Genomic DNA, 20,171 nt, shown 5'->3' with positions numbered 1-20,171 from the left:
CAGATCAGCGGCATTTTACCCATCTGTTTCAGAATGATTCATAAAAAGAGGAATAAAGTCATAGTCGAGGACGAGAACGAGGGAGGCGATCTGCCGGGTACGATGATGAAGGATACCGCACACGACCATGCTCATACGGGCGATCGGGCATTTGAAAAGTTTACGATAGACCGGCCTGGCCGGATCATCTTTGTCGGACACCATCTCTCGACCAATACCGCCTTCCGCTGCCTGATCCGGACAATCTCTCTTTATGGCGCCGAACTGGACGTCAGTCCCAGCCTGCCGGTACCGGCCAACTTCTTCCTGGAAATCCTCGGCATTCACGACGAAATCGGCTGCACCGTGATGCGCCGCGAAGAGGAGAAGGTCACGGTCGCCTTCAACATGCTGATCGATGCGGAATTCCTGCATCACGTCATCCGGCTTTCGTTCGAAACGAGCCACTAAGCCGGGTCGTCGTCAGGGGCATAGTTTTGCTCCATGCGCGCCATCAGCGGCCTTGTCCGCCCTTGCACGCCGTTCAAAGCCCCCTATTGTGTGCGGACTTTCTTGAACCGGATCCTGATATCATGTCTTCATTCTCGCGCTTCACGCCGCTCATTGGCGCTCTTCCCGCGACCGTTCCCTTTGTCGGCCCCGAGGCCATTGAGCGCGCCAGAGGGCGTGCCGTGCAAGCCCGAATTGGCGCCAACGAGAACGGGTTCGGCCCTGCCCCGTCAGTCATCGAAGCCATGAAGTCCGCCGCCGCAGACAGCTGGAAATATTCGGACCCGGAGAATTACCAGCTGAAGCAGGCGCTTGCCGCGCATCTTGGCTGCAACGCCGAAAACATTGCGATCGGCGAAGGCGTGGACGGCCTGCTCGGGCAGATCGTGCGAATGGTGATCGAGCCGGGAATGTCTGTCGTCTCCTCCTACGGCGCCTACCCGACCTTCAACTTTCATGTGGCCGGCCATGGCGGCACGCTGGTAACGGCGCCCTATCGCCAAGATCGCGAAGATCTCGACGCCCTGATGGATACGGTCATCCGCGAAAACGCGCCGCTGGTCTATTTCGCCAATCCCGACAATCCGATGGGCAGCTGGAATGACGCGGAAAAGATCGTGTCCTTCGCGCGGGGCCTGCCGGAAAGCTGCCTGATGGTGCTGGACGAGGCTTATTGCGAAACGGCGCCCGATGGAGCGACACCGGAACTCGCAGCGCTGATCGACCTGCCGAACATCATCCGCACCCGGACCTTCTCCAAGGCCTATGGTCTGGCGGGTGCTCGCGTTGGCTACACCATCTCGACGCCCGACAACGCCACCGCGTTCGACAAGATCCGCAACCATTTCGGCATGAACCGGGTCGGCGTGACAGCAGCACTGGCGGCACTGAAAGACCAGGAGTATCTGGCTGAGGTGATCGACAAGATCAAAGCGTCTCGCGACCGGATCTCGGCGATCGCCCGGGCCAACGGGCTCGAGCCGCTGCCATCGGCAACCAATTTCGTGGCGATCGACTGCGGCCGCGATGGTACCCATGCGCGGGCGATCGTCGACGGTCTGATGGAGCACGGCGTCTTCATTCGTATGCCGGGCGTGGCACCTCTCAACCGCTGCATCCGCATCAGCGCAGGACCGGAGCAGGATATGGCATTGCTGGAAGAGGCGTTGCCGAAAGTTCTGAAGGGTCTCTAGAACAGAAAAAGACCGCGCCGGCCTTGTTTCTGCCGGTCGCGGTCTTTTGATCTCCAGCGGCTGCGGTTTGTTGCCGGGAACAGCTCCGGTTCGCGCCGCGTCTCCATCCCGTTTTCTCTCTGGTAGGCCCTTGTTCTTAATCGCCGGCCTTCTTCTGGGCCGGTCGCATGAATGAAATATGCGCTTGCGCGTTAGTGGATGGTCATCCATTCGCGGGCTGCGCGCAGCGCTTCTGCCAGCTGCATCTTGGTCATCGTCGCAGCCAGATCGGCGCGCAGTTCGGCGGCGCGGTCGCAGCCCTTGATCGCGGCAATGTTCAGCCACTTGTGGGCAGAGACCAGATCGACCGGGCAACCCCGACCGGTCGCATACATCAGACCCATGTCGCAGAGAACGTCTGCGCGAGCCTCGCCACCCATGGTGGCCATTTCGGAAGCATTCATTTCAAAGCGTGCCATCGGTTCGTATCCCTGTTTCGAGAACGTTGTTCTTGTCGTCTGCCCTGTTTTCCGTCGGGACCGTCGCTGTCTTGTGCAGCTTGTTATCGGCCCTTCCGGGTGGCGGTTTTTGCCGCTCTTTGATGATTTGAGTATCGGCCAAAGCTTGCAAAAAGCGCCTAAAAAGCATGATTAATTTGCTGAAAACAAAGTGCAAACGCTTGGTAAACTTGGTTTTCTGTTAAACATCGCGGCCCTTGGCTATTAAGGGTTTTACGGACATTTTTACGAAAAATTCAGATCTGGATTTCAACCCTTTCTTCACCACGAATTCGGGTCGCGTTTTCATCGCGTCGAAATAAACGCGCGTCGCTCGTCGAAAACGGCGGGAGATTCGGCTGATATTCCGCCCCATGCCCAGGCTCAGGATATTTACCTTTACGTGTGCGTAAGCTAGATTTTCCGCTGTTCGCGCGAGGAGGTGCGAACGCTCAGACATATGACCGGTGCGGAAGCGCCGGCTCCGGGAGGGAAAACCATCATGAAGCGCATTTCGATACTCGCAGCTGCTTTCTCATTCTTCGCCTTCGGCATAGCCGGCACCGGCCATGCGGCAGAAGCGATCGAGGGCAACTGGAAGACCGCGAGCGGCGAGACGGCAGAGATCGGCAAATGCGGCGGCGCCTTCTGCGTGACGCTGAAAACCGGCAAGCATGCGGGACGGCAGATCGGCAAGCTTTCGCCCAAGGGCGGCGACTATACCGGCGAGATCACCGATCCCGAGGCGGACAAGACCTATAGCGGCTCCGGCTCGGTCAGCGGCAATTCGCTCAAGATGAAGGGCTGCGTGATGAAGATCCTCTGCAAGTCGCAGACCTGGACGCGTCTCTGACGCTATCGTCGCGAAAGCCGCAGCAGCGTCTGCCCCGGCGATCCCGTCATTCACCTCGATATCGGTGGGCCGGGATCGCAGTCTTAACTTCGCAGTCGCATCGCGCCGGCGCGTTTCAGGCTGTTATCCTCGGCAGGTGTCGTTTGATTGTCGAAAACTTCCCATTATAATAGCGCATGAACACACGAATCTCTTCACTCCCCGCCCTTGCTTTCATCAGCCCGAGCCCTGTCGCGGCGCAGGCTTTCGACAATGCGGAAGCAGCCGTCGATGCGCTGACAGCGCTTTACGAGCGCAACACGTCCTTCCTGATCGATGCCTTCGGCGCACTTGCGAAGGGTGCGGCCGTGACCGGTCGATACCGCGCCTGCTATCCGCAGGTGATGATCGAGACCACGTCGTTCGGCCATGCGGATTCGCGTCTCTCCTATGGCCACGTGACGTCCCCCGGCGTCTACACGACAACGGTGACCCGGCCGAAACTGTTTCGCCATTACCTGATCGAGCAGCTCGATCTGCTCATTCGCAACCACGGCGTTCCCGTGATCGTGTCGGAATCGACGACACCGATCCCGCTGCATTTCGCATTCGGCGAAGGCGCGCATATCGAGTCGTCCGTCAGCAACGCGATGGCCGACATCCCGATGCGCGACCTGTTCGACACGCCGGATCTCAACAATACGGACGATCTTATCGCCAACGGCGAATACGAAGCCCCATTCGGCGAGCCTGCGCCGCTTGCGCCGTTTACTGCGCAGCGCATCGATTATTCGCTGGCAAGGCTCAGCCATTACACCGCGACAGGCGCCGAGCATTTCCAGAATTACGTGCTGTTCACGAACTACCAGTTCTATATCGACGAATTCGCCGCCTGGGCGCGTAAGCTGATGGCGGAAGGTGGCGACGGGTATACGGAGTTCGTCGAACCGGGCAACATCCTCACCACCGCCGGCAAGGACCGGCCGGAGAACCCGGGCACGATCCGGATGCCGCAGATGCCGGCCTATCACCTGAAGAAGGGCGATCATTCCGGCATTACCCTTGTCAATATCGGCGTCGGGCCTTCCAATGCGAAGACGATTACAGACCATGTCGCCGTGCTGCGTCCGCATGCGTGGCTGATGGTGGGCCACTGCGCGGGCCTGCGCAACAGCCAGCGGCTGGGTGATTACGTGCTTGCCCACGCCTATGTTCGCGAAGACCATGTGCTCGATGACGACCTGCCCGTCTGGATCCCGATCCCGGCGCTAGCCGAAGTGCAGCAGGCGCTGGAAAGCGCCGTCGAGGAAGTGACCGGCTACGAGGGTTTCGAGCTGAAGCGGATCATGCGCACCGGCACAGTGGCGACGATCGACAACCGCAACTGGGAACTGCGCGACCAGCGCGGGCCGGTAAAGCGGCTTTCGCAGTCGAGAGCGATCGCGCTCGACATGGAATCGGCAACGATTGCCGCAAACGGCTTCCGGTTCCGTGTGCCCTATGGAACGCTGCTCTGCGTCTCCGACCGGCCGCTGCATGGCGAACTGAAGCTGCCCGGCATGGCGACGGCGTTCTACCGGACCCAGGTCAGCCAGCATCTGCAGATCGGCATCCGCGCCGTGCAGAAACTGGCGGCGATGCCCACTGAGACGCTGCATTCGCGCAAGCTTCGAAGCTTCTACGAGACGGCTTTCCAGTGACAGCGGGTTAAATCGCGTATACACTCCTGCGTGCATGGAGGTTGCAATGCGCGCGACATCGACAGTCAATGACGACCTACTGATTGAGGCGAAGGAGATCAGCGGTCTGCCGGAAACGGCAACCGTCGAGGACGTTCTTCGCCACTTCGTGGAAGGCGAGCGCCGGCTGCGTTCCCTGAACGCGCTGGAGGGCACGGGATGGGACGGGCCCCGCCACAGCCGTCCAACATTCGAGACGCTGGCGGAAGAATTCCGCAGGCTGACGGCAGACCGTGACCACACACTATCGGAAGTGCTGCAGCGCGAGGGGCGCAACGAGCGATGACCCTTTACGTGGTCGATGCGAGCGTTGTCGTCAAATGGGTCGTCGAAGAACCCGGCACACCGCAGGCGATGACCCTTTTGAACCGACACGAGTTGGCGGCGCCCGATCTCATCCTGGCGGAGTGCGCCAACATTTTCTGGAAAAAGGTGCGGCGCCGGGAGTTGTCACTGCCGGAGGCAAGGTTTGCCGCTCTGATGATCGAGGGATCGGATCTCCAGCTTCGGGAGATGCTGCCGATCTGGCTGGCGGCCATAGAGCTCGCCGCGCGGATAGACCATCCGGCCTACGATTGCCTGTATCTGGCCCTTGCCCAACGTGAAGGGCTGCAATTCGTGACGGCCGATGAAAGCCTTGTGCGCAAGCTGGGTCAGAGTACCGATCGGGCGGTAAGGAAGCTGGCTGTTCCTCTTTCGTCTTTCGCCTGATCAATCCCCCCTCTTCGGCCGTGCCGCCAAAAGCGACAATGCGGTGCCGACGAGTGACGAGACGATGACGAGGATGTGGGTGTTGACCGCAGCCTTGCCGAGTTCCTCCAATGCCATCCCACCCGCATCCGCTCCGAAGGCAATGGCTCCCGCAGTGATGCCGGCCGGATAGGTGCCGACGCCGGCGGGTGCGTGGACGGGCAGTACCGAGGACAATTCACCACCGAGCGCGCCGCCGAAACCCGGGCCGACCGAGAGCCCGCCGAGCAGGCCGAGGACCCAGGCAAGAACCGCGATCTTGGTGAACCAGTTGACCAGTGTTGCGCCCCAGGCCCGAGCAAAGGCGTTTGCATCAAGCGGCAGTCCGGCCTTGATCTCGTCGAGCAGCGTCTTCCCCTTCGCCGGCAGCAGCTTTTCCGCGAGCTTGAAGGCATGGCCGCGTAAGGCAAAGGCTAGCGCCGGCAGGATGAGAAACGCGGCCCACAACGCCCACGCCCAGATTGCACCCATCGTACCACCCGTCTGCAGCACGAGCCCGACGCCGGCAGCGGCCAACAGGGCGTGCAGATCGAACAGCCGCATGACGAGAAGCGCTGCCGTTGCGCGGGTGAGAGAAACGCCGAACTCGCGCCGCATCAGAAGCGGGAAGCTTGCTTCGCCCGAGCGGAATGGCAGCATGATGTTGAGAAGGTTGTGGACCTGCACGAGCCGCAGCAACGTGCCGAAGCGGCCGCCGGTTTCGTGCGGGAAATAATCATAGATCCGCCAGGTGCGCAGCACATAGGTCGCAAGCAATAACACGAGCGCTAAAGCAGCCGTTCCCCACCCGGCGGCGCTCCATAATGAAACGACCCTGCCCCAGCCCCAGACATAGTGGATGAAGGCGGCGTAGAGGGCCACGATCGCAACTGTGCCAAGCGTCATGGCGTGGCGAATTATCCACGGTCTGCGGCTGGAAACCGGAGAATTCTTCATATATCAGGGGGCCCAATACGAGGTTTCGGGTCAAGCATTAAGACCAAGGCGCAGAGACTGCGGCCGCCATGCCGGCGGACCGTCACGCCCGAGGTTTCCCGAGTTTCTAGGAGAAACACAAGGTGCGTACAACAGCAAGTTCGGCGGCCGGCACGATCGATGGCACGCTTGATGGTACGATCGGCACCGTTTCACCGGTCGAACTCTCCCTCGTCGTGCCGCTCTTCAACGAAGAGGAAAGCGTAGGCCCGCTGATCGAGCGGATCTGCGCCGCCATGGCCACCTATCCCTCGGCATGGGAACTGATCCTGGTCGACGACGGAAGCACCGACGCGACGATCGCCAATGCGAAGCTTTCGCTGTCGCGTTCGGGTCTCATCCTGCGGATCATCGAGCTGCAGCGCAATTTCGGCCAGACGGCCGCCATGCAGGCCGGCATTACGGAAGCACGCGGCCGGCTGATCGCGACGCTCGACGGCGACCTGCAGAACGACCCCAAAGACATTCCTTCGATGGTCGCCGAACTCGAGCGACGCGAACTCGACCTGCTGGTCGGCTGGCGCAAGAACCGCCAGGATGGGCTGTTCCTGCGCAAGGTGCCTTCCTTTATCGCCAACCGGCTGATCGGCCGCATCACCGGCGTCCGCCTGCATGACTACGGCTGCTCGCTGAAGATCTATCGCTCGGCTGTCATCAAGCAGGTCCAGTTGATGGGCGAGATGCACCGCTTTATCCCGGCCTGGGTTGCGGGCGTCGTGCCGAGCTCGCGGATCGGCGAAATGCCTGTCACCCATCACGCCCGCCAGCACGGCGTTTCGAAATACGGGATCTCGCGCACCTTCCGCGTCATTCTCGATCTTCTGTCGGTGATGTTCTTCATGCGCTTCAAGGCGCGGCCGGGGCATTTCTTTGGATCGCTCGGCCTTGGCCTCGGTGCGCTTTCGGCTCTGATCCTGTTTTACCTGTTCATCGACAAGTTCATTCTGGGCAACGATATCGGGACACGTCCGCTCTTCATGATCGGGGTGATGCTGTTCCTGTCCTCGGTGCAGATGATCACCACCGGCATCCTCGCCGAAATGATCGCCCGCATCTATTACCGTGACGGCGCGTCGCTCTCCTATATCGTCAGGGCAGTCCACGAGGGTGTCGCCTCGAGTGACGCTACGCCGCAGCCGTGACACACCAAGCGATATTCTGAAAAAACACGTCAAAAGGGCCGCCGGCACGCTGGCTTGCCGCTTGATCTGCGGGCACGGCATGATACGCCAGACAGACATTCGCGCCTGAATTGTTCACTCTTCGTCACCGGCGGACCTGGAGAAAACCTTTTGCATAGCCTTGAGGGTTCACATTTCTCCACTGTCAGGGTCTCCGCGGACCGGCTTTCCCGCGGCCGCACGTTTTTCACGGTCCTGGCGGTCTATTTTCTGGTCAATATGGGGGTGCGTGTGGTTCTTCCGCATGCGCTGGAGCTTGACGAAGGCGAACAGGCCTATCTGTCGCAATGGCTGCTGGCCGGATACGGCACCCAGCCGCCGATCTACAACTGGCTGCAATACCTCGCGGTTCATCTCTTTGGCATGTCGATGCCGACTTTGTCGGGACTGAAGAACCTGCTTCTGTTCGGTGCCTACGGCTTCTATTTCCTCGCTGCCCGACAGGTCTTGAAGGACAAGCGCCTCGCGGTGGTGGCGGTGCTCGGTCTTTTGACCATCCCGCAGGTCTCGTTCGAGGCGCAACGGGACCTCAGCCACACCGTGGCGGCGATCTTCGGCAGTTCGCTCTTCCTGTTTGCGCTGTTCAGGCTCTTATCCGTTCCGACGCTTGCCTCGTTCCTTCTGTTCGGGCTCGCCACGGGAATCGGGGGAATGACCAAGTACAACTTTGTCCTTCTTCCGCTCTGCGCGATGCTTGCAGTGCTGATGGAAAGCCGGTTTCGAGACCGGGTGCTGGACTGGCGCATCCTTTTGAGCGGCCTGGTGGCGCTGCTTGTCGTTGCCCCGCACGCCGTCTGGCTGCTCGACAATTTCGAGGCGGCCAGCAGCCGGTCGGTGGACAAACTCATCAGCGCTGACGCCGGTACGCTCGCAGCGATCTCCCGCGGACTGCGATCTCTGCTCCTGTCATCGACCGGGTTCATGGCCCTCACCGCAGCGGTGTTCGCCATCTCGCTGCGTGAAAAGCTTTCGACGGTCATGAGGGCCGACGACGACTGGAGCCGGCTTGCCGGTCGCATCCTGGCATTCGTGATGGCCGTCCTTTTGGGCATGGTCCTGTTCGGCGGCGTGGATGACGTGCGCGACCGCTGGCTCACGCCGCTGCTGCTGATTCTGCCGCTTTACCTTACGCTGAAGATCGACGCAGCCGGGATCGACATATCGATGCCGCTCAAGCGCCTCTGGGTCACTGCTGCGGCGATCATGGTGATTGTTCCCCTGATCCTGTTTGGAAGAGTGGCGATCGACCCCTTCACGCGCAACTACGGTTACGTCAACATTCCCTTCGACAAGTTGGCGAAGCAGATCGAGCCGGAACTCGCAAGCGACGGTTCCGACCCGCGCCCGGTGCTGATCATTGCCGCCGATGGGCATCTGGCCGGAAATATGCGTTTCAACCTGCCCGATACGACCGTTGTCGTCTCGCACCAGCCGGCCGGCATGGTGACCACGGCAATCTCAGCCTATCGCAAGGCAGTGTTTGTCTGGCGCCGCTCGGATGGCACAATGCCGGACGGGTTTCAGGCCGTCTTTAGCCGCTATTTGAAGACGCAGGGGCTCGAAGGGCTTTCGGCTAACCAGGTCATCCTGCGCTTTCCCTACTCCTGGGGACACGAAGGCGACCAGTACCCATTCGCCATGGCAGTTGTCGATCTGCCGGACTGACCCTATTCCGTCACGGTTTCTGCGAGGTGATCCAGAGCCTTTGACAACGTCACTACCATTTCGTCGACATCCCCCCGGGTGATGGTGAAGGCCGGCGATGCCAGCATGCGGTCTGCCGTGGCGCGCATGATCAGCCCGTTTTCGAGGCAGTGGTTGCGCACGAGCGACCCGATATCGTCGGGTTTGGCATAGCGCCGCCGGGTCGCCTTGTCGGCTGCAAGCTGAAGGCCGCCGATCAAGCCTACGCAATCGGCCTGTCCGACGACCGGATGCGCCTCAAGGCTTTTCCAGCCTTTCGCAAAATAGGGTCCGATATCGTCGCGGATCCGTTCGACCAGACTTTCGTCTTCGATGATTCGCAGGTTTTCGAGCGCGGCTGCTGCGGCCACTGGGTGGCCCGAATAGGTATAGCCGTGGAAGAAGTCGCCGACCTCGTTGACCATCACATCCGCGACCCGGTCGGAAACCAGCACGCCGCCGATCGGAAGATAGCCGGAGGACAGGCCTTTCGCGATCGGCGCGAGATCGGGCTCAAAGCCGTAATGCTGGTAGCCGAACCAGGAGCCAAGGCGGCCGAAGCCGCAGATGACTTCATCGGACACGAGCAGAATGTTGCGCGCCTTGCAGATGCGCGAGATCTCCGGCCAGTAGGTATCCGGCGGAATGATCACGCCGCCGGCGCCCTGGATCGGCTCAGCGACGAAGGCGGCAACCTTGTCTTCGCCCAGTTCATCAATCTTGGCTTCAAGCTCGCGCGCTGCTTGCAGGCCGAATTCCTCCGGCGAAAGATCGCCACCCTCAGCATACCAGTAGGGCTGGCCGATATGGTGGATGCCGTCGATCGGCAGGTTGCCCTGTTCATGCATCAGCTTCATGCCACCCAGCGAGGCGCCGGCGACCGTCGAGCCGTGGTAGCCGTTTCGCCGCGCGATCACGAGCGTCTTTTCCGGCATGCCGAGCGCTTTCCAGTAGACGCGAGCCATGCGGAACCAGGTGTCGGTGGCCTCAGATCCGGAATTGGTGAAGAACACGCGGTTCATATGCGGCCCCGCATGCGACGCGATCTTCTGGGCAAGCAGAATGGCGGGCGGCGTCGTGGTGCCGAAGAAGCTGTTGTAATAGGGCAATTCCTGCATCTGACGGTAGGCAGCGTCCGCGATGGACTTTCGGCCATAGCCGACATTGACGCACCAGAGGCCCGCAAAGCCGTCCAGATACTTCTTGCCGGTCGAATCCCAGATATGGCGCCCCTCGGCCCGTTCGATGATGCGGGTGCCCTTGGCGTTCAGCTCTTTCATGTCCGAAAACGGATGAATGTGGTGGGCGGCATCGATCGCGGCGAGATTGGAGATCGTCGGCTTCTCGTTCATGCGGTTTCCCTCAGGGCTTAGACGCGGCTCAGATTGTGCGACCAATTCTTATCGGCTACCAACGAGGCAGCGCAACCATCGAGATGATGCTTCATGACCGAGACCGCAGCCGAGCCCCATATCGAAATCATGCTGGTCGGCATGAACGGCGACCTGCGCGGCAAACGCATTCCGATGACGGCCGAAAAGAAGATCTGGGACGGAACGGTACGGCTGCCCTCCTCCACCCAGTCGCTCGATATCTGGGGCTGCGACAATGACGAGCTGACCGGGCTTTCGATCTCGATCGGCGATCCCGATGGGCTCTGCATTCCCGACCGCCGCACCCTTGCGCCGATGCCCTGGGGGCCGCCGGGCTCGAAGCAGGTGCTTGCGACCATGCACGAGATGGACGGGCAGCCGAGTTTCATGGATCCGCGTGCGATTCTGGCCGGTGTGCTTGAGCGCTTTTCGAAGCTTGGGCTTACGCCGGTCGTGGCGACCGAGCTCGAATTCTACGTGCTAGAGGATGACTGGCGCGACACCGGACGTCCGCGGCCGCCGGCAAAACTTGCCTATCGCGGCGAGCCGAACGGTTTCCAGCTCTACGACATGGGCGCAGTCGATGCGCTCGACGGTTTCCTGCAGACGGTGCGCACATGGGCGCATGCTCAGGACCTGCCGGCGGATGCGACAACGGCCGAATTCGGGCCCGGCCAGTTCGAGATCAATCTTCTGCACCGGGCGGATGCATTGGCGGCGGCCGACGACTGCATCTGCCTCAAACGCATTGTCGAACAGGCGGCCAGAAAGCACGGGTTGAAATCCACCTGCATGGCGAAACCCTATTCGGATCATGCCGGGTCCGGCCTGCATGTGCATGCCAGCATCATCGATGCCGACGGCAACAACATTCTCGACGCCAAGGGCGGCGACCCTGCGAAACTGCGATCCGTCACCGCCGGCCTGCTCAACACAATGCGTGATGCGCAGCTCGTGTTTGCGCCCTTTGCAAACTCCTACAGGCGTTTTCAGCCCGATTCGTTTGCGCCCGTCGATATCGACTGGGGCTTCGGCCATCGCGGAACGGCCGTCCGCATTCCGGACGCGAACGGTCCTGCCGCCCGCATCGAGCACCGCGTCGCCGGTGCCGACGCCAATCCATACCTGCTGCTGACCGCCATTCTCGGCGGCATGCTCCTAGGGCTCGAAGCGGATCTCGATCCCGGTCCGGCAACGGAGCCCGGCCAGAAACCCCCAGCTGACGCCAAACGCCTCACCCATGATTTCCTGACCGCGGTCGAGGATTTTGCTGCCTCGCCTTTCATCCAGGACGTGTTCGGAAAGCGATACCAGACGCTCTTCGGCGACACGAAGCGCAAGGAGGCGATCACCTTCCTGCGGACCGTCAGCGACTTCGACTACCAGACCTATCTGCCTCGAATCTAGGATCCAGCATCCATCGGCGGGCGGCTGGCGGAACGACGATCTTCGCCATATGATGGGAACCTGCCTGCGAGCCTGCAGGGGTTGCAAAAGGACGTCAGGCGCCACGCGCGGCGCGGACGGGCAAGGGCCGCTTGGCCGATGGAGACGCTGATGCCGTTCTGCCGAGCTGCCGCAGCAGCCTTTCTCGGCCTTCTCCTGACCGCATCTCCGATGTGGTCGCAAGACGCGCCGCTGACCGTCGTCCTGAAGCCCGGTCAGACCGCTGCCGACGTGCAGCAGGTGCTGGATCTTGCGGCCCGCACGGGCCGACCGCTGACGGTGCAGGTGGAGACCGCGACCACAACCACCGGCGCCGCTGCACACCCCGCGACCTCCGCATCGGACACGACCTCTGGCACTGCCACCGCAACCAGCGCCGACACGATGCAGATGACGCCGGAAATGGAAGCGGCCAACATGGGCATGGCCAGCTGGGAGCGGTTATCGGATGCCTCGTCCCACGGTTTCACGACGGCGATTGCGGGGCTGCAGGCCCTGTCCACCATGGTGGGCATGACGACCACGCATCTGGATGCCGAGGGCATTGCGAACGGCCGGATCGCGATGATGGCGCTGCTTTCGCTTTTGGCGGGCGGCGCCGCGGCGCTCAGCGTGCGGCTTCTGTTTGCGCAGTTGCTGCGACACAGCCATTTGCGGGCCCGTCACATCGCCGGCAAGTTCCGCCGCTTCTTCAAGCGCCTGGTCGGCGATCTGCTGTCGATCGCGATTTTTCTCGGTGTCGCCCGGTGGGTCCTGCTGACGATGCTCGCGGATACGACGGCTGCCTTCCAGGTCTGCCAGGCCGCCATTGCCTTCGCCCTGATCCTGCTTGTCTACATGGCGGTGGGACGGTTCCTGTTTCGGCCCGATGAGAGCGGCGAAACACTGTTCGCGATCAGCAATCCGCAATGGCATTTCCATATGCTCACCGCCTATGGGGTGATCACCGCCCTGTTTGGTGAGACCATGCGGCTGTGGAACTGGCTGGGCCTGGACCGGGCCTCGCTCGACGGGTGGTTCCTGATCGGCGGCACCCTGCTGACGCTGCTCAAGCTAACCTGGTTCTGGGGCGGCCGCGCCGGCATCCGCGCTGCGTTCAAAGGCTCAAGCCCGGGCCCCGTCCGGCGCGTCATCGGCAACCTGCTTCCGGATTTCTATGTCGTTTCGGCCATCTTCATCTGGTTCTTCGGGTCGGTCATCATCGGCTCGCCGGACAGTGCCCGCTGGAGTTTCGCGGCCGGCTCGACTCAGGTCATCCTGCTGCTCCTGCCGGTGTTCGCACTCGGTGCCCACCACGTGGTGGACGAGTTCGCGCGGCACTGGGAAACCACCCATGGGGCGGGCCTTTGGTCATCCGTGCTCGCCAGCCTTCGCGTGGTGTGCTCGGGCGCTGTGTGGATCGGCGGCCTGCACCTGATCACCGCGCTCTGGTGGCCGCTGATGACCAGCGGCGGCGACATTGCGACCGGCTGGATCCTCTGGCTGGAGCGGCTGAGCTTTGCCGTGGTCGCAAGCTGGGCCGTCTACACGCTGGTGTGGAAATACGCCGAGACGATCGCCCCACCGCAGACCGTGATGCTGCCCGGCCAGGAAGACGAGCAAGCGGACAAGAAGCAGACAAGCCGTCTGACGACGGCGCTGCCGGTGATCCGCAACCTGGTTCTCGGTGCGGTTCTCGCGGTCGGCTCGCTGATCGTCCTCAGTTCGCTTGGCATCAACGTGGCGCCGCTGCTGGCCGGGTTCGGAGTGCTCGGGCTTGCGCTTTCGTTCGGGTCTCAGGCGTTGGTGAAGGACGTCGTTTCCGGCATCTTCTTTATTGTCGACGATGCCTTCCGGATTGGCGAGTACATCGATACGGGCAAGCTGCAGGGGACCGTGGAGCAGATCACCGTGCGCTCCGTGCGGCTGCGCCATCACAACGGACCCATCCACACCATTCCCTTCGGGCAGATCAGCTCCGTCACCAATTTCAGCCGCGACTGGGGAACGATCAAGTTCCAGCTCCGCTTCGAGCGCGACAGCGATGCCGAGACCATCCGCCGTGCCGCCAAGAAGGTGGGGCTGGGCATGCTGGAGGATCCGGAATTTGGGCCGCAGTTCCTCATTCCGCTGAAGATGCAGGGTATCCAGGACATCACCGAAACGGCGATGATCGTGCGCTTCAAGTTTACCTGCCTACCCGGCAATCCGGGCATCCTGAAGCGCGAAGCGATGACGCGGCTGCTGGCCGCCTGCAAGGCCGCCGGCGTGCAGCTCGCATCCAATGCGGTGACGGTGCGCTCGAACGGAGCCAATTCCGTCGATATCGAAGCCGCCGCCGCCGGCACGCCGCCACCGCTGACGTCGATCGCTGTCTGAGCGTTCGACATTGCCGCGTTCAGCGCCGATCAGACCGTAGACGGTTCCGGCGACATATTCGCAGCGGCATTTTCGCGTCCTGCAGCCGTATTCTGTCCGGGAACCAGAACCTTCAGTTCGCCGGCATGGATCTTCAGTGTCACGTCCCGCTTCATCGGCAGGAGTTCGCCATCGATGACACAGCTGACGTCGCGGCGGTGGCGAGGAAAGTGCAGTTCGAGTTCTGTTGCCGTCATCGCCGTGACCGCGGCGTTTTCCTTGAGCTTGCCGCGCAGGATGTCGAAGGTGAGTTTTGCGACCCCGGACGGTTTCATCGGTTCGGCGAGGTAGAACCCCAGATGGCCGCTGGTCAGGTCATCGGCAAACATCAGAGGATCGGTGCCAAACTCGTTGTTTGAGACCGAGATGGCCGACACCTTGCGCGAAGTGCGCTTGCCATCGACGACATATTCCATCTCGAATTCCGGCGGGTTGAACATGACGCCGATTGCAGCCCTTGCGCTTGCCCGCATCTTGCCGAGCCTCGAGGCAAAATTCATCGAGTTGCGGTAGCGCACCATCCGGGCATGCAGGCCTGCGGAAAACTGGTGCACGAAGCTTTTTCCGTTGGCGCTGGCGATATCGATCGCTTCGGGCGTGCCCTCTGCCAACGTGTCGAGGACTTCCCAGATGTCGAGCGGCAGTTTCAGCGAACGGGCAAACAGGTTCATCGTGCCGGCCGGCACCACGCCGAGAACGATACCGCTTTTCCAGGCAATGCCCGCCGCCGCGGAAATCGTGCCGTCGCCACCGCCGGCGATCAGTCCTTCGACGCCGGGCATCGAGGCTGCCTTTTCCATCGTCTCGACGACCTTGTCGCCGGCAACAACCTTGCACTCGATCTCGTGGCCGGCAGCCCGGAAGGTCTTCAGGGCGTGGTCGCAGTAAGCGTCCATATCCGTGGTTCGGAAAGTCCCGCCATCGCGGTTGAAAACGGCATGTAGTTTCATCACAAGGGACCAGGTGCTCGAGGGCGGCGGATAACGACAGGGTGGAAAATGGTGAGGCCGCGGCAGATATCAACGGCACCCCATGGCGATTGCACGATTGTGGTACAGTTGGTTTTTGTCAAAAGCCTACCGCGCTGCACAATCACGTGCTAATCTGCCGTCAATTCAACTGCCTCAAAGCCCCATCATTTGCTCCCGGACGCGCTCGCTTCGAGCCGTACCCGTCCGCTTTTTCAACAGATGCGATACCATGACAGACACCGCAGTCCGACACGTGCCCGATGCCAAGGCCAACACCAGACCTGACGACAGCATCCCGAAAACCAGCCTTTCCCCCCTCGCCGTCCTTCTGATCGAATTCGCGCTTGCCGTCGGCGGCTTCGGGATCGGTACCGGCGAGTTCGTCATCATGGGCCTGCTGCCGAATGTGGCGGAGACGTATCAGGTCAGCATCCCAACGGCGGGCTATGTGATCAGCGCCTATGCGCTGGGTGTGGTGATCGGCGCGCCGATCATCGCAATTCTATCGGCCCGGCTGCCGCGCCGCACGCTGCTTCTGGCTCTGATGGGTGTCTTTGCGGTCGGCAACATCCTGTCGGCGATGGCGCCAAGTTTCTGGAGCTTTACCGCGCTGCGCTTCGTCACCGGCCTGCCGCACGGGGCCTATTTCGGGGTAGCCTCGCTGGTGGCCGCCTCCATGGTGCCGCCCAACAAGCGCGCCCGCGCCGTCGGCCGCGTCATGCTGGGTCTGACGATCGCGACGCTGCTCGGCACGCCGCTTGCCACCTTCATGGGCCAGATGCTGTCCTGGCGCTCCGCCTTCTACCTTGTCGGCTTCATCGGTCTCCTGACCGTGGCACTCGTCTGGTTTTTCCAGCCGAGGGACAAGGTGCAGGAAGGCGCCAGCATTCGCCGCGAACTCAGCGCATTCGGCAAGACCCAGGTCTGGCTGACGCTCGGCATTGCCTCGGTCGGTTTCGGCGGCATGTTTTCGGTGTTCAGCTACATCGCCTCCACCACGACGCAAACGGCCGGGCTTCCGGTCACCATGGTGTCGATCGTCATCGCCCTGTTCGGCATCGGCATGAATGTCGGCAATATTGTCGGCTCGAGGCTTGCCGACATTTCGCTGAAGGGTACGATCGGCGGAACGATGGTGTTCTACGTGGCCGTGATGCTGGCCTTTGCGACCTTCGTCCATATCCCCGTCATGCTCTATATCACCGTCTTCCTGGTCGGCTGCGGATTTGCCTGTGGCCCGGCGCTGCAGACGCGGCTGATGGATGTGGCGGCCGACGCCCAGACGCTGGCGGCCGCTTCCAACCATTCGGCCTTCAACATCGCCAACGCACTCGGTGCCTGGCTCGGCGGGCTGGTCATCGCTTGGGGCTGGGGTTTTCAGGCAACCGGTTATGTCGGTGCGGTACTTTCGCTGATCGGGCTCTGCGTCTTCGGCGTGTCTGTCGCTCTGGAACGTAAGGCAAAGCCCTCAGCCTGAGCCAGAAAGTGCCGGCTCGGTAAAGCGTACCGGCGCTCGCCTGCGCCGCCTTGCCGTTGCCGTCGTTACGCGCGATGTATCGTCCTCGATGCCATGAGCATGACGAGGAGATTCCATGCGCGCTGTCGGTTTTAGCGAAAACCTGCCGATCACATCCGAAAACGCCCTTCTCGACATCGAGCTGCCGGAGCCCGAGGCCAAGGGGCGCGACCTGCTGGTCGAGATCAAGGCCGTGTCAGTCAATCCTGTCGATACCAAGCAGCGCCGGTCGCAGCCTGTCGAAGCTGGCCAGTACCGGATCCTCGGCTTCGATGCAGCCGGCGTGGTCCGGGCGGTCGGGCCGGATGTGAAACTCTTCAAGCCGGGTGACGAGGTGTTTTACGCGGGCGCGGTCAACCGTCCCGGCACCAATGCGGAACTGCATCTGGTCGACGAGCGGATCGTCGGCAAGAAGCCTTCCAGCCTCTCCTTTGAGGAGAGCGCCGCCCTTCCGTTGACCGCCATCACTGCCTACGAGACGCTGTTTCACCGGATGAAGGTGCAGGACAAGGTGGCGAGCGCCTGGAATGCGGTTCTGGTCATCGGCGGCGCCGGTGGCGTCGGCTCGATCGCCATCCAGTTGCTGCGAGAACTGACCGACGCGACGGTGATCGGCACCGGCTCGCGGCCGGAAACACAGGACTGGATCCGCACGCTCGGCGCTCACCATGTTCTGGACCATTCCAAGCCGCTGGCAAAACAGATCGCCGGGATGGCGATCGGCAACCCCGCATTCGTGTTCTCGACGACGGAAACCTCCGATCACATCAACGACATCCTCGAGATGATCGCGCCGCAGGGGCGACTGGGGCTGATCGACGACCCGAAGGAGCCGATCGATATCCGCCAGTTCAAGCGCAAGGCTTTGTCGATCCATTGGGAGACGATGTTCGTTCGGCCGGTGTTCCAGACCGCCGACATGATCGAACAGTACAAGCTGCTCAATCATGTGTCCGAACTGGTTGATGCCGGCAAGATCCGCACGACGCTGTCCGACGTGATCGGCCCGATCAATGCTGCAAACCTCAAGAAAGCCCACGCCAGAATCGAAAGCGGCACGACGCGAGGCAAGCTGGTTCTGTCCGGCTTCTGACCACGCAGCAACACACACCCCATAAGGTGTATCGATAAAAACTTACACCTTATCACGTTTGCCGTTTGGAGCTATGTTCCAGACGGGTACGCGCAAAGGGGGTTCTTATGGCGACATCGCAATCCAATACATTCGGAAATCCGCTGGATATCGTGACCGGGTCCACATGGTTCGGGTATCTGGCCCGAGCCGTCCTGACGTTCATGTTCTGGGGAAGCGGGCTTTCCAAGCTCATCGATTTTCCGGCCGGCGTCGCGGAGATGACGCAGTTCGGGCTGGAACCGGCATTCGCCTTCAACGTGGCCGTCATCATCACCCAGCTGGTGGGTTCGGCGCTTATCATCCTCAACCGCTGGACCTGGCTCGGTGCCGGCGCGCTCGGCGTGTTCACGGCGCTGACGATTCCGATCGTCCACCATTTCTGGACGATGGAAGAGCCGTTCAAGACGCTCGAGTTCTACGTGGTGATGGAGCATATCACCGTGATCGGCGGCCTGATGGTCGTCGCCTGGAAATCACGCTGACGGGTGTTCAAGTCCACCCATAACATCCACATGCGAAAAGGCCCGCCGCCACGACAGTGACGGCAGGCTTCTTACGGATGGCTGCGGCTTGGATCAGGCACTCGCCTGGATGACGACGACCTTTGCGCCGACCTGGACGCGCTGGAAAAGATCGATGACGTCGTGGTTCATCATGCGGATGCAACCGCTCGACATCGCGTGACCGATCGAATCCGGCTGGTTGGTGCCGTGGATGCGGAAATGCGTATCGTTGCCGCCGCGGTAAAGATACATCGCACGGGCGCCGAGCGGGTTGTTGGGTCCACCAGGCATGCCGCCTGCGAGCGCCCGGTAGCGCGGTTCGCGGCGCTGCATGTTGGCCGTCGGCGTCCAGGTCGGCCATTCGGCCTTGCGGCCCACATAGGCGTTTCCGGAGAGTGCAAGACCGGCGCGGCCGACACCGACGCCGTAACGGATCGCCCGGCCATTGCCGAGGATGTAATAGGCCCGGCGCGCAGGCGTATCAACGACGACGGTACCTGCCTCGTAGGAGCTGACATAGTCGACTTCGGTCCGGCGCAGTTCAGGCCTGATCCGATCGATTGGCACCGGTGACAAGGGGAAAGCCTCGCCTGGGAGCGCTGCATAATTGCGCTGTTCTGGATACGTGGATGCGCAGCCGGCCAGCAGAAGCGGCAAACCGACCAGCAGGCCGCGACGGGAAATCGACATGAATGTGTCCTTGGCGAGTCGAGAAGATGACCAAGAATTACGGATATTATGGTTAATGAAGTGATAAGGCGGGTGCGGATCGAGCGAGTTCCATGGCGTATTTGCACCGACAACACCGTGCACGTCCACAGGCGCACGCGACGTTGTTAAGCGCATCATCTGATGTTATTTTTCATGCGAAGGGAGACTGACCATGCGAACGACGATCACCATCGATGATGAACTGCTTATCGATGCAAAGAACTGACCGGTCTTCAGGAGACATCGGCGATCGTCAAGAAGGCGCTTACGCTTCTCGTTCAAAATGAAGCTGCACGGCGCCTTGCTCTTCTGGGCGGAACGGAACCAGACTTCAGATCAGCGCCCCGCTGGCGGCCGGACGAGCAGTGATTCTGGTCGATACAGTCATCTGGGCCGACCATCTCGGCAAACCAGACCCGAGGCTGATTGCTCTGCTGGAGAATGGACAAGTCTGCACTCATCCGCATGTGATCGGGGAACTGGCGCTGGGGAACATGCGCCAATACGATGTGATCATCGGCTATCTGCATCGGCTGCCGAAATCCGTAACAGCGTCAGATGCGGAGGTTCTGGCAATGATACGGACACAGAAACTGTCCGGCTCAGGCATCGGCTATTTTGACGCGCATCTCGTGGCGTCTCTGTTGTTGACGCCGGATCTGTTGCTTTGGACACTGGACAAGCGGCTGAACGCTGTCGCCCACCGGTTCGGCCGTGGCTGGACCTCAGTCTGAAGCGCTCCCAGCAAACCTGCGCAGCGATTTGCATCCGGGACTGTGCGGAGGCGCCTCTCTAGATCGC

19 protein-coding genes are annotated in these 20,171 nt (G+C 61.4%); 14 read left to right on the top strand and 5 right to left on the bottom strand.

Annotated elements, in window-relative coordinates; all coding sequences use genetic code 11:
* Positions 1-105 precede the first annotated feature (105 nt).
* Both ASF70_RS11410 and ASF70_RS11405 read left to right on the top strand, forming a co-directional pair.
* Positions 106-450, top strand: a complete 345-nt coding sequence (locus ASF70_RS11410) for a hypothetical protein (protein WP_244474013.1) — start codon at positions 106-108, stop codon at positions 448-450.
* 122 nt (positions 451-572) lie between these two features.
* On the top strand, positions 573-1,682 hold the full coding sequence (locus tag ASF70_RS11405; RefSeq protein WP_062580231.1) for a pyridoxal phosphate-dependent aminotransferase: 1,110 nt from the start codon (positions 573-575) through the stop codon (positions 1,680-1,682).
* Between the two features lie 191 nt (positions 1,683-1,873).
* On the opposite strand, the gene ASF70_RS11400 is transcribed toward ASF70_RS11405, so the two are convergent.
* Positions 1,874-2,140 carry a sel1 repeat family protein gene (locus ASF70_RS11400; protein WP_062579770.1) on the bottom strand — a complete coding sequence of 89 codons (267 nt, stop codon included), beginning with the start codon at positions 2,138-2,140 and terminating at the stop codon, positions 1,874-1,876.
* A 520-nt stretch (positions 2,141-2,660) separates the two neighbouring features.
* Here ASF70_RS11400 and ASF70_RS11390 point away from each other — a divergent pair.
* The 4 genes from ASF70_RS11390 (at position 2,661) to ASF70_RS11375 (ending at position 5,440) form a co-directional block, all read left to right on the top strand.
* Complete coding sequence (locus ASF70_RS11390; protein ID WP_062579766.1) at positions 2,661-3,011, top strand: DUF2147 domain-containing protein; 351 nt, start codon at positions 2,661-2,663, stop codon at positions 3,009-3,011.
* 176 nt (positions 3,012-3,187) lie between these two features.
* A complete protein-coding gene (gene amn / locus ASF70_RS11385; protein ID WP_062579764.1) occupies positions 3,188-4,690 on the top strand; it encodes an AMP nucleosidase in 1,503 nt (500 codons plus the stop codon).
* A 46-nt stretch (positions 4,691-4,736) separates the two neighbouring features.
* Entirely contained in the window at positions 4,737-5,015 is a 279-nt protein-coding gene (locus ASF70_RS11380; RefSeq protein WP_062579763.1) for a hypothetical protein, read from the top strand.
* Between the two features lie 8 nt (positions 5,016-5,023).
* Complete coding sequence (locus tag ASF70_RS11375; RefSeq protein ID WP_162237976.1) at positions 5,024-5,440, top strand: type II toxin-antitoxin system VapC family toxin; 417 nt, start codon at positions 5,024-5,026, stop codon at positions 5,438-5,440.
* On the opposite strand, the gene ASF70_RS11370 is transcribed toward ASF70_RS11375, so the two are convergent.
* On the bottom strand, positions 5,441-6,415 hold the full coding sequence (locus tag ASF70_RS11370) for a lysylphosphatidylglycerol synthase domain-containing protein (protein WP_062579761.1): 975 nt from the start codon (positions 6,413-6,415) through the stop codon (positions 5,441-5,443).
* Positions 6,416-6,570: 155 nt separating this feature from the next.
* Between ASF70_RS11370 and ASF70_RS11365 the strand changes: the two genes are divergently transcribed.
* The gene (locus tag ASF70_RS11365) at positions 6,571-7,596 is read left to right on the top strand and encodes a glycosyltransferase family 2 protein (RefSeq protein WP_062580229.1); all 1,026 of its coding nucleotides are present in this window, start codon (positions 6,571-6,573) and stop codon (positions 7,594-7,596) included.
* Positions 7,597-7,746: 150 nt separating this feature from the next.
* A complete protein-coding gene (locus ASF70_RS11360; protein WP_062579759.1) occupies positions 7,747-9,300 on the top strand; it encodes a glycosyltransferase family 39 protein in 1,554 nt (517 codons plus the stop codon).
* Positions 9,301-9,302: 2 nt separating this feature from the next.
* Here ASF70_RS11360 and ASF70_RS11355 read toward each other — a convergent pair whose 3' ends face one another.
* Positions 9,303-10,670, bottom strand: a complete 1,368-nt coding sequence (locus ASF70_RS11355; protein ID WP_062579758.1) for an aspartate aminotransferase family protein — start codon at positions 10,668-10,670, stop codon at positions 9,303-9,305.
* 93 nt (positions 10,671-10,763) lie between these two features.
* Between ASF70_RS11355 and ASF70_RS11350 the strand changes: the two genes are divergently transcribed.
* Positions 10,764-12,098, top strand: coding sequence for a glutamine synthetase family protein (locus ASF70_RS11350; RefSeq protein ID WP_062579756.1), 1,335 nt, complete (start codon positions 10,764-10,766; stop codon positions 12,096-12,098).
* A 150-nt stretch (positions 12,099-12,248) separates the two neighbouring features.
* Positions 12,249-14,495, top strand: coding sequence for a mechanosensitive ion channel family protein (locus ASF70_RS11345; RefSeq protein ID WP_162237975.1), 2,247 nt, complete (start codon positions 12,249-12,251; stop codon positions 14,493-14,495).
* Positions 14,496-14,524: 29 nt separating this feature from the next.
* Here ASF70_RS11345 and ASF70_RS11340 read toward each other — a convergent pair whose 3' ends face one another.
* Positions 14,525-15,484: a diacylglycerol kinase family protein gene (locus ASF70_RS11340; protein WP_062579750.1), complete on the bottom strand. Its 960-nt coding sequence runs from the start codon at positions 15,482-15,484 to the stop codon at positions 14,525-14,527.
* Between the two features lie 250 nt (positions 15,485-15,734).
* Here ASF70_RS11340 and ASF70_RS11335 point away from each other — a divergent pair, with 250 nt between their 5' ends.
* From ASF70_RS11335 to ASF70_RS11325, 3 genes are all read left to right on the top strand, one after another.
* Positions 15,735-16,982: an MFS transporter gene (locus ASF70_RS11335; protein WP_062579749.1), complete on the top strand. Its 1,248-nt coding sequence runs from the start codon at positions 15,735-15,737 to the stop codon at positions 16,980-16,982.
* Between the two features lie 115 nt (positions 16,983-17,097).
* Positions 17,098-18,114, top strand: coding sequence for a zinc-binding alcohol dehydrogenase family protein (locus ASF70_RS11330; protein WP_062579748.1), 1,017 nt, complete (start codon positions 17,098-17,100; stop codon positions 18,112-18,114).
* Positions 18,115-18,221: 107 nt separating this feature from the next.
* Entirely contained in the window at positions 18,222-18,638 is a 417-nt protein-coding gene (locus tag ASF70_RS11325; RefSeq protein ID WP_062453419.1) for a DoxX family protein, read from the top strand.
* Between the two features lie 93 nt (positions 18,639-18,731).
* On the opposite strand, the gene ASF70_RS11320 is transcribed toward ASF70_RS11325, so the two are convergent.
* A complete protein-coding gene (locus ASF70_RS11320) occupies positions 18,732-19,349 on the bottom strand; it encodes a L,D-transpeptidase (protein WP_062579746.1) in 618 nt (205 codons plus the stop codon).
* Positions 19,350-19,735: 386 nt separating this feature from the next.
* On the opposite strand from ASF70_RS11320, the gene ASF70_RS11315 reads away from it, so the two are divergent.
* A complete protein-coding gene (locus tag ASF70_RS11315; RefSeq protein ID WP_062579744.1) occupies positions 19,736-20,104 on the top strand; it encodes a PIN domain-containing protein in 369 nt (122 codons plus the stop codon).
* The last annotated feature ends 67 nt before the right edge of the window (positions 20,105-20,171 follow it).

The sequence above is a fragment of the Rhizobium sp. Leaf321 genome (genome assembly GCF_001423215.1).
GTDB classification, from domain to species: Bacteria; Pseudomonadota; Alphaproteobacteria; order Rhizobiales; family Rhizobiaceae; genus Neorhizobium; species Neorhizobium soli.
The sequence above is the reverse complement of the archived record's forward strand: the minus strand, read 5'-3'. Positions and strand labels throughout refer to the sequence as shown.

Excerpts from the sequence above, each read along its gene's own strand:
- ASF70_RS11410 (WP_244474013.1), top strand. The coding sequence starts at position 106 with ATGAAGGATACCGCACACGACCATGCTCATACGGGCGATCGGGCATTT.
- ASF70_RS11405 (WP_062580231.1), top strand. The coding sequence starts at position 573 with ATGTCTTCATTCTCGCGCTTCACGCCGCTCATTGGCGCTCTTCCCGCG.
- ASF70_RS11400 (WP_062579770.1), bottom strand. The coding sequence starts at position 2,140 with ATGGCACGCTTTGAAATGAATGCTTCCGAAATGGCCACCATGGGTGGC.
- ASF70_RS11390 (WP_062579766.1), top strand. The coding sequence starts at position 2,661 with ATGAAGCGCATTTCGATACTCGCAGCTGCTTTCTCATTCTTCGCCTTC.
- amn (WP_062579764.1), top strand. The coding sequence starts at position 3,188 with ATGAACACACGAATCTCTTCACTCCCCGCCCTTGCTTTCATCAGCCCG.
- ASF70_RS11380 (WP_062579763.1), top strand. The coding sequence starts at position 4,737 with ATGCGCGCGACATCGACAGTCAATGACGACCTACTGATTGAGGCGAAG.
- ASF70_RS11370 (WP_062579761.1), bottom strand. The coding sequence starts at position 6,415 with ATGAAGAATTCTCCGGTTTCCAGCCGCAGACCGTGGATAATTCGCCAC.
- ASF70_RS11355 (WP_062579758.1), bottom strand. The coding sequence starts at position 10,670 with ATGAACGAGAAGCCGACGATCTCCAATCTCGCCGCGATCGATGCCGCC.
- ASF70_RS11350 (WP_062579756.1), top strand. The coding sequence starts at position 10,764 with ATGACCGAGACCGCAGCCGAGCCCCATATCGAAATCATGCTGGTCGGC.
- ASF70_RS11345 (WP_162237975.1), top strand. The coding sequence starts at position 12,249 with ATGCCGTTCTGCCGAGCTGCCGCAGCAGCCTTTCTCGGCCTTCTCCTG.
- ASF70_RS11340 (WP_062579750.1), bottom strand. The coding sequence starts at position 15,484 with ATGAAACTACATGCCGTTTTCAACCGCGATGGCGGGACTTTCCGAACC.
- ASF70_RS11335 (WP_062579749.1), top strand. The coding sequence starts at position 15,735 with ATGACAGACACCGCAGTCCGACACGTGCCCGATGCCAAGGCCAACACC.
- ASF70_RS11330 (WP_062579748.1), top strand. The coding sequence starts at position 17,098 with ATGCGCGCTGTCGGTTTTAGCGAAAACCTGCCGATCACATCCGAAAAC.
- ASF70_RS11325 (WP_062453419.1), top strand. The coding sequence starts at position 18,222 with ATGGCGACATCGCAATCCAATACATTCGGAAATCCGCTGGATATCGTG.
- ASF70_RS11320 (WP_062579746.1), bottom strand. The coding sequence starts at position 19,349 with ATGTCGATTTCCCGTCGCGGCCTGCTGGTCGGTTTGCCGCTTCTGCTG.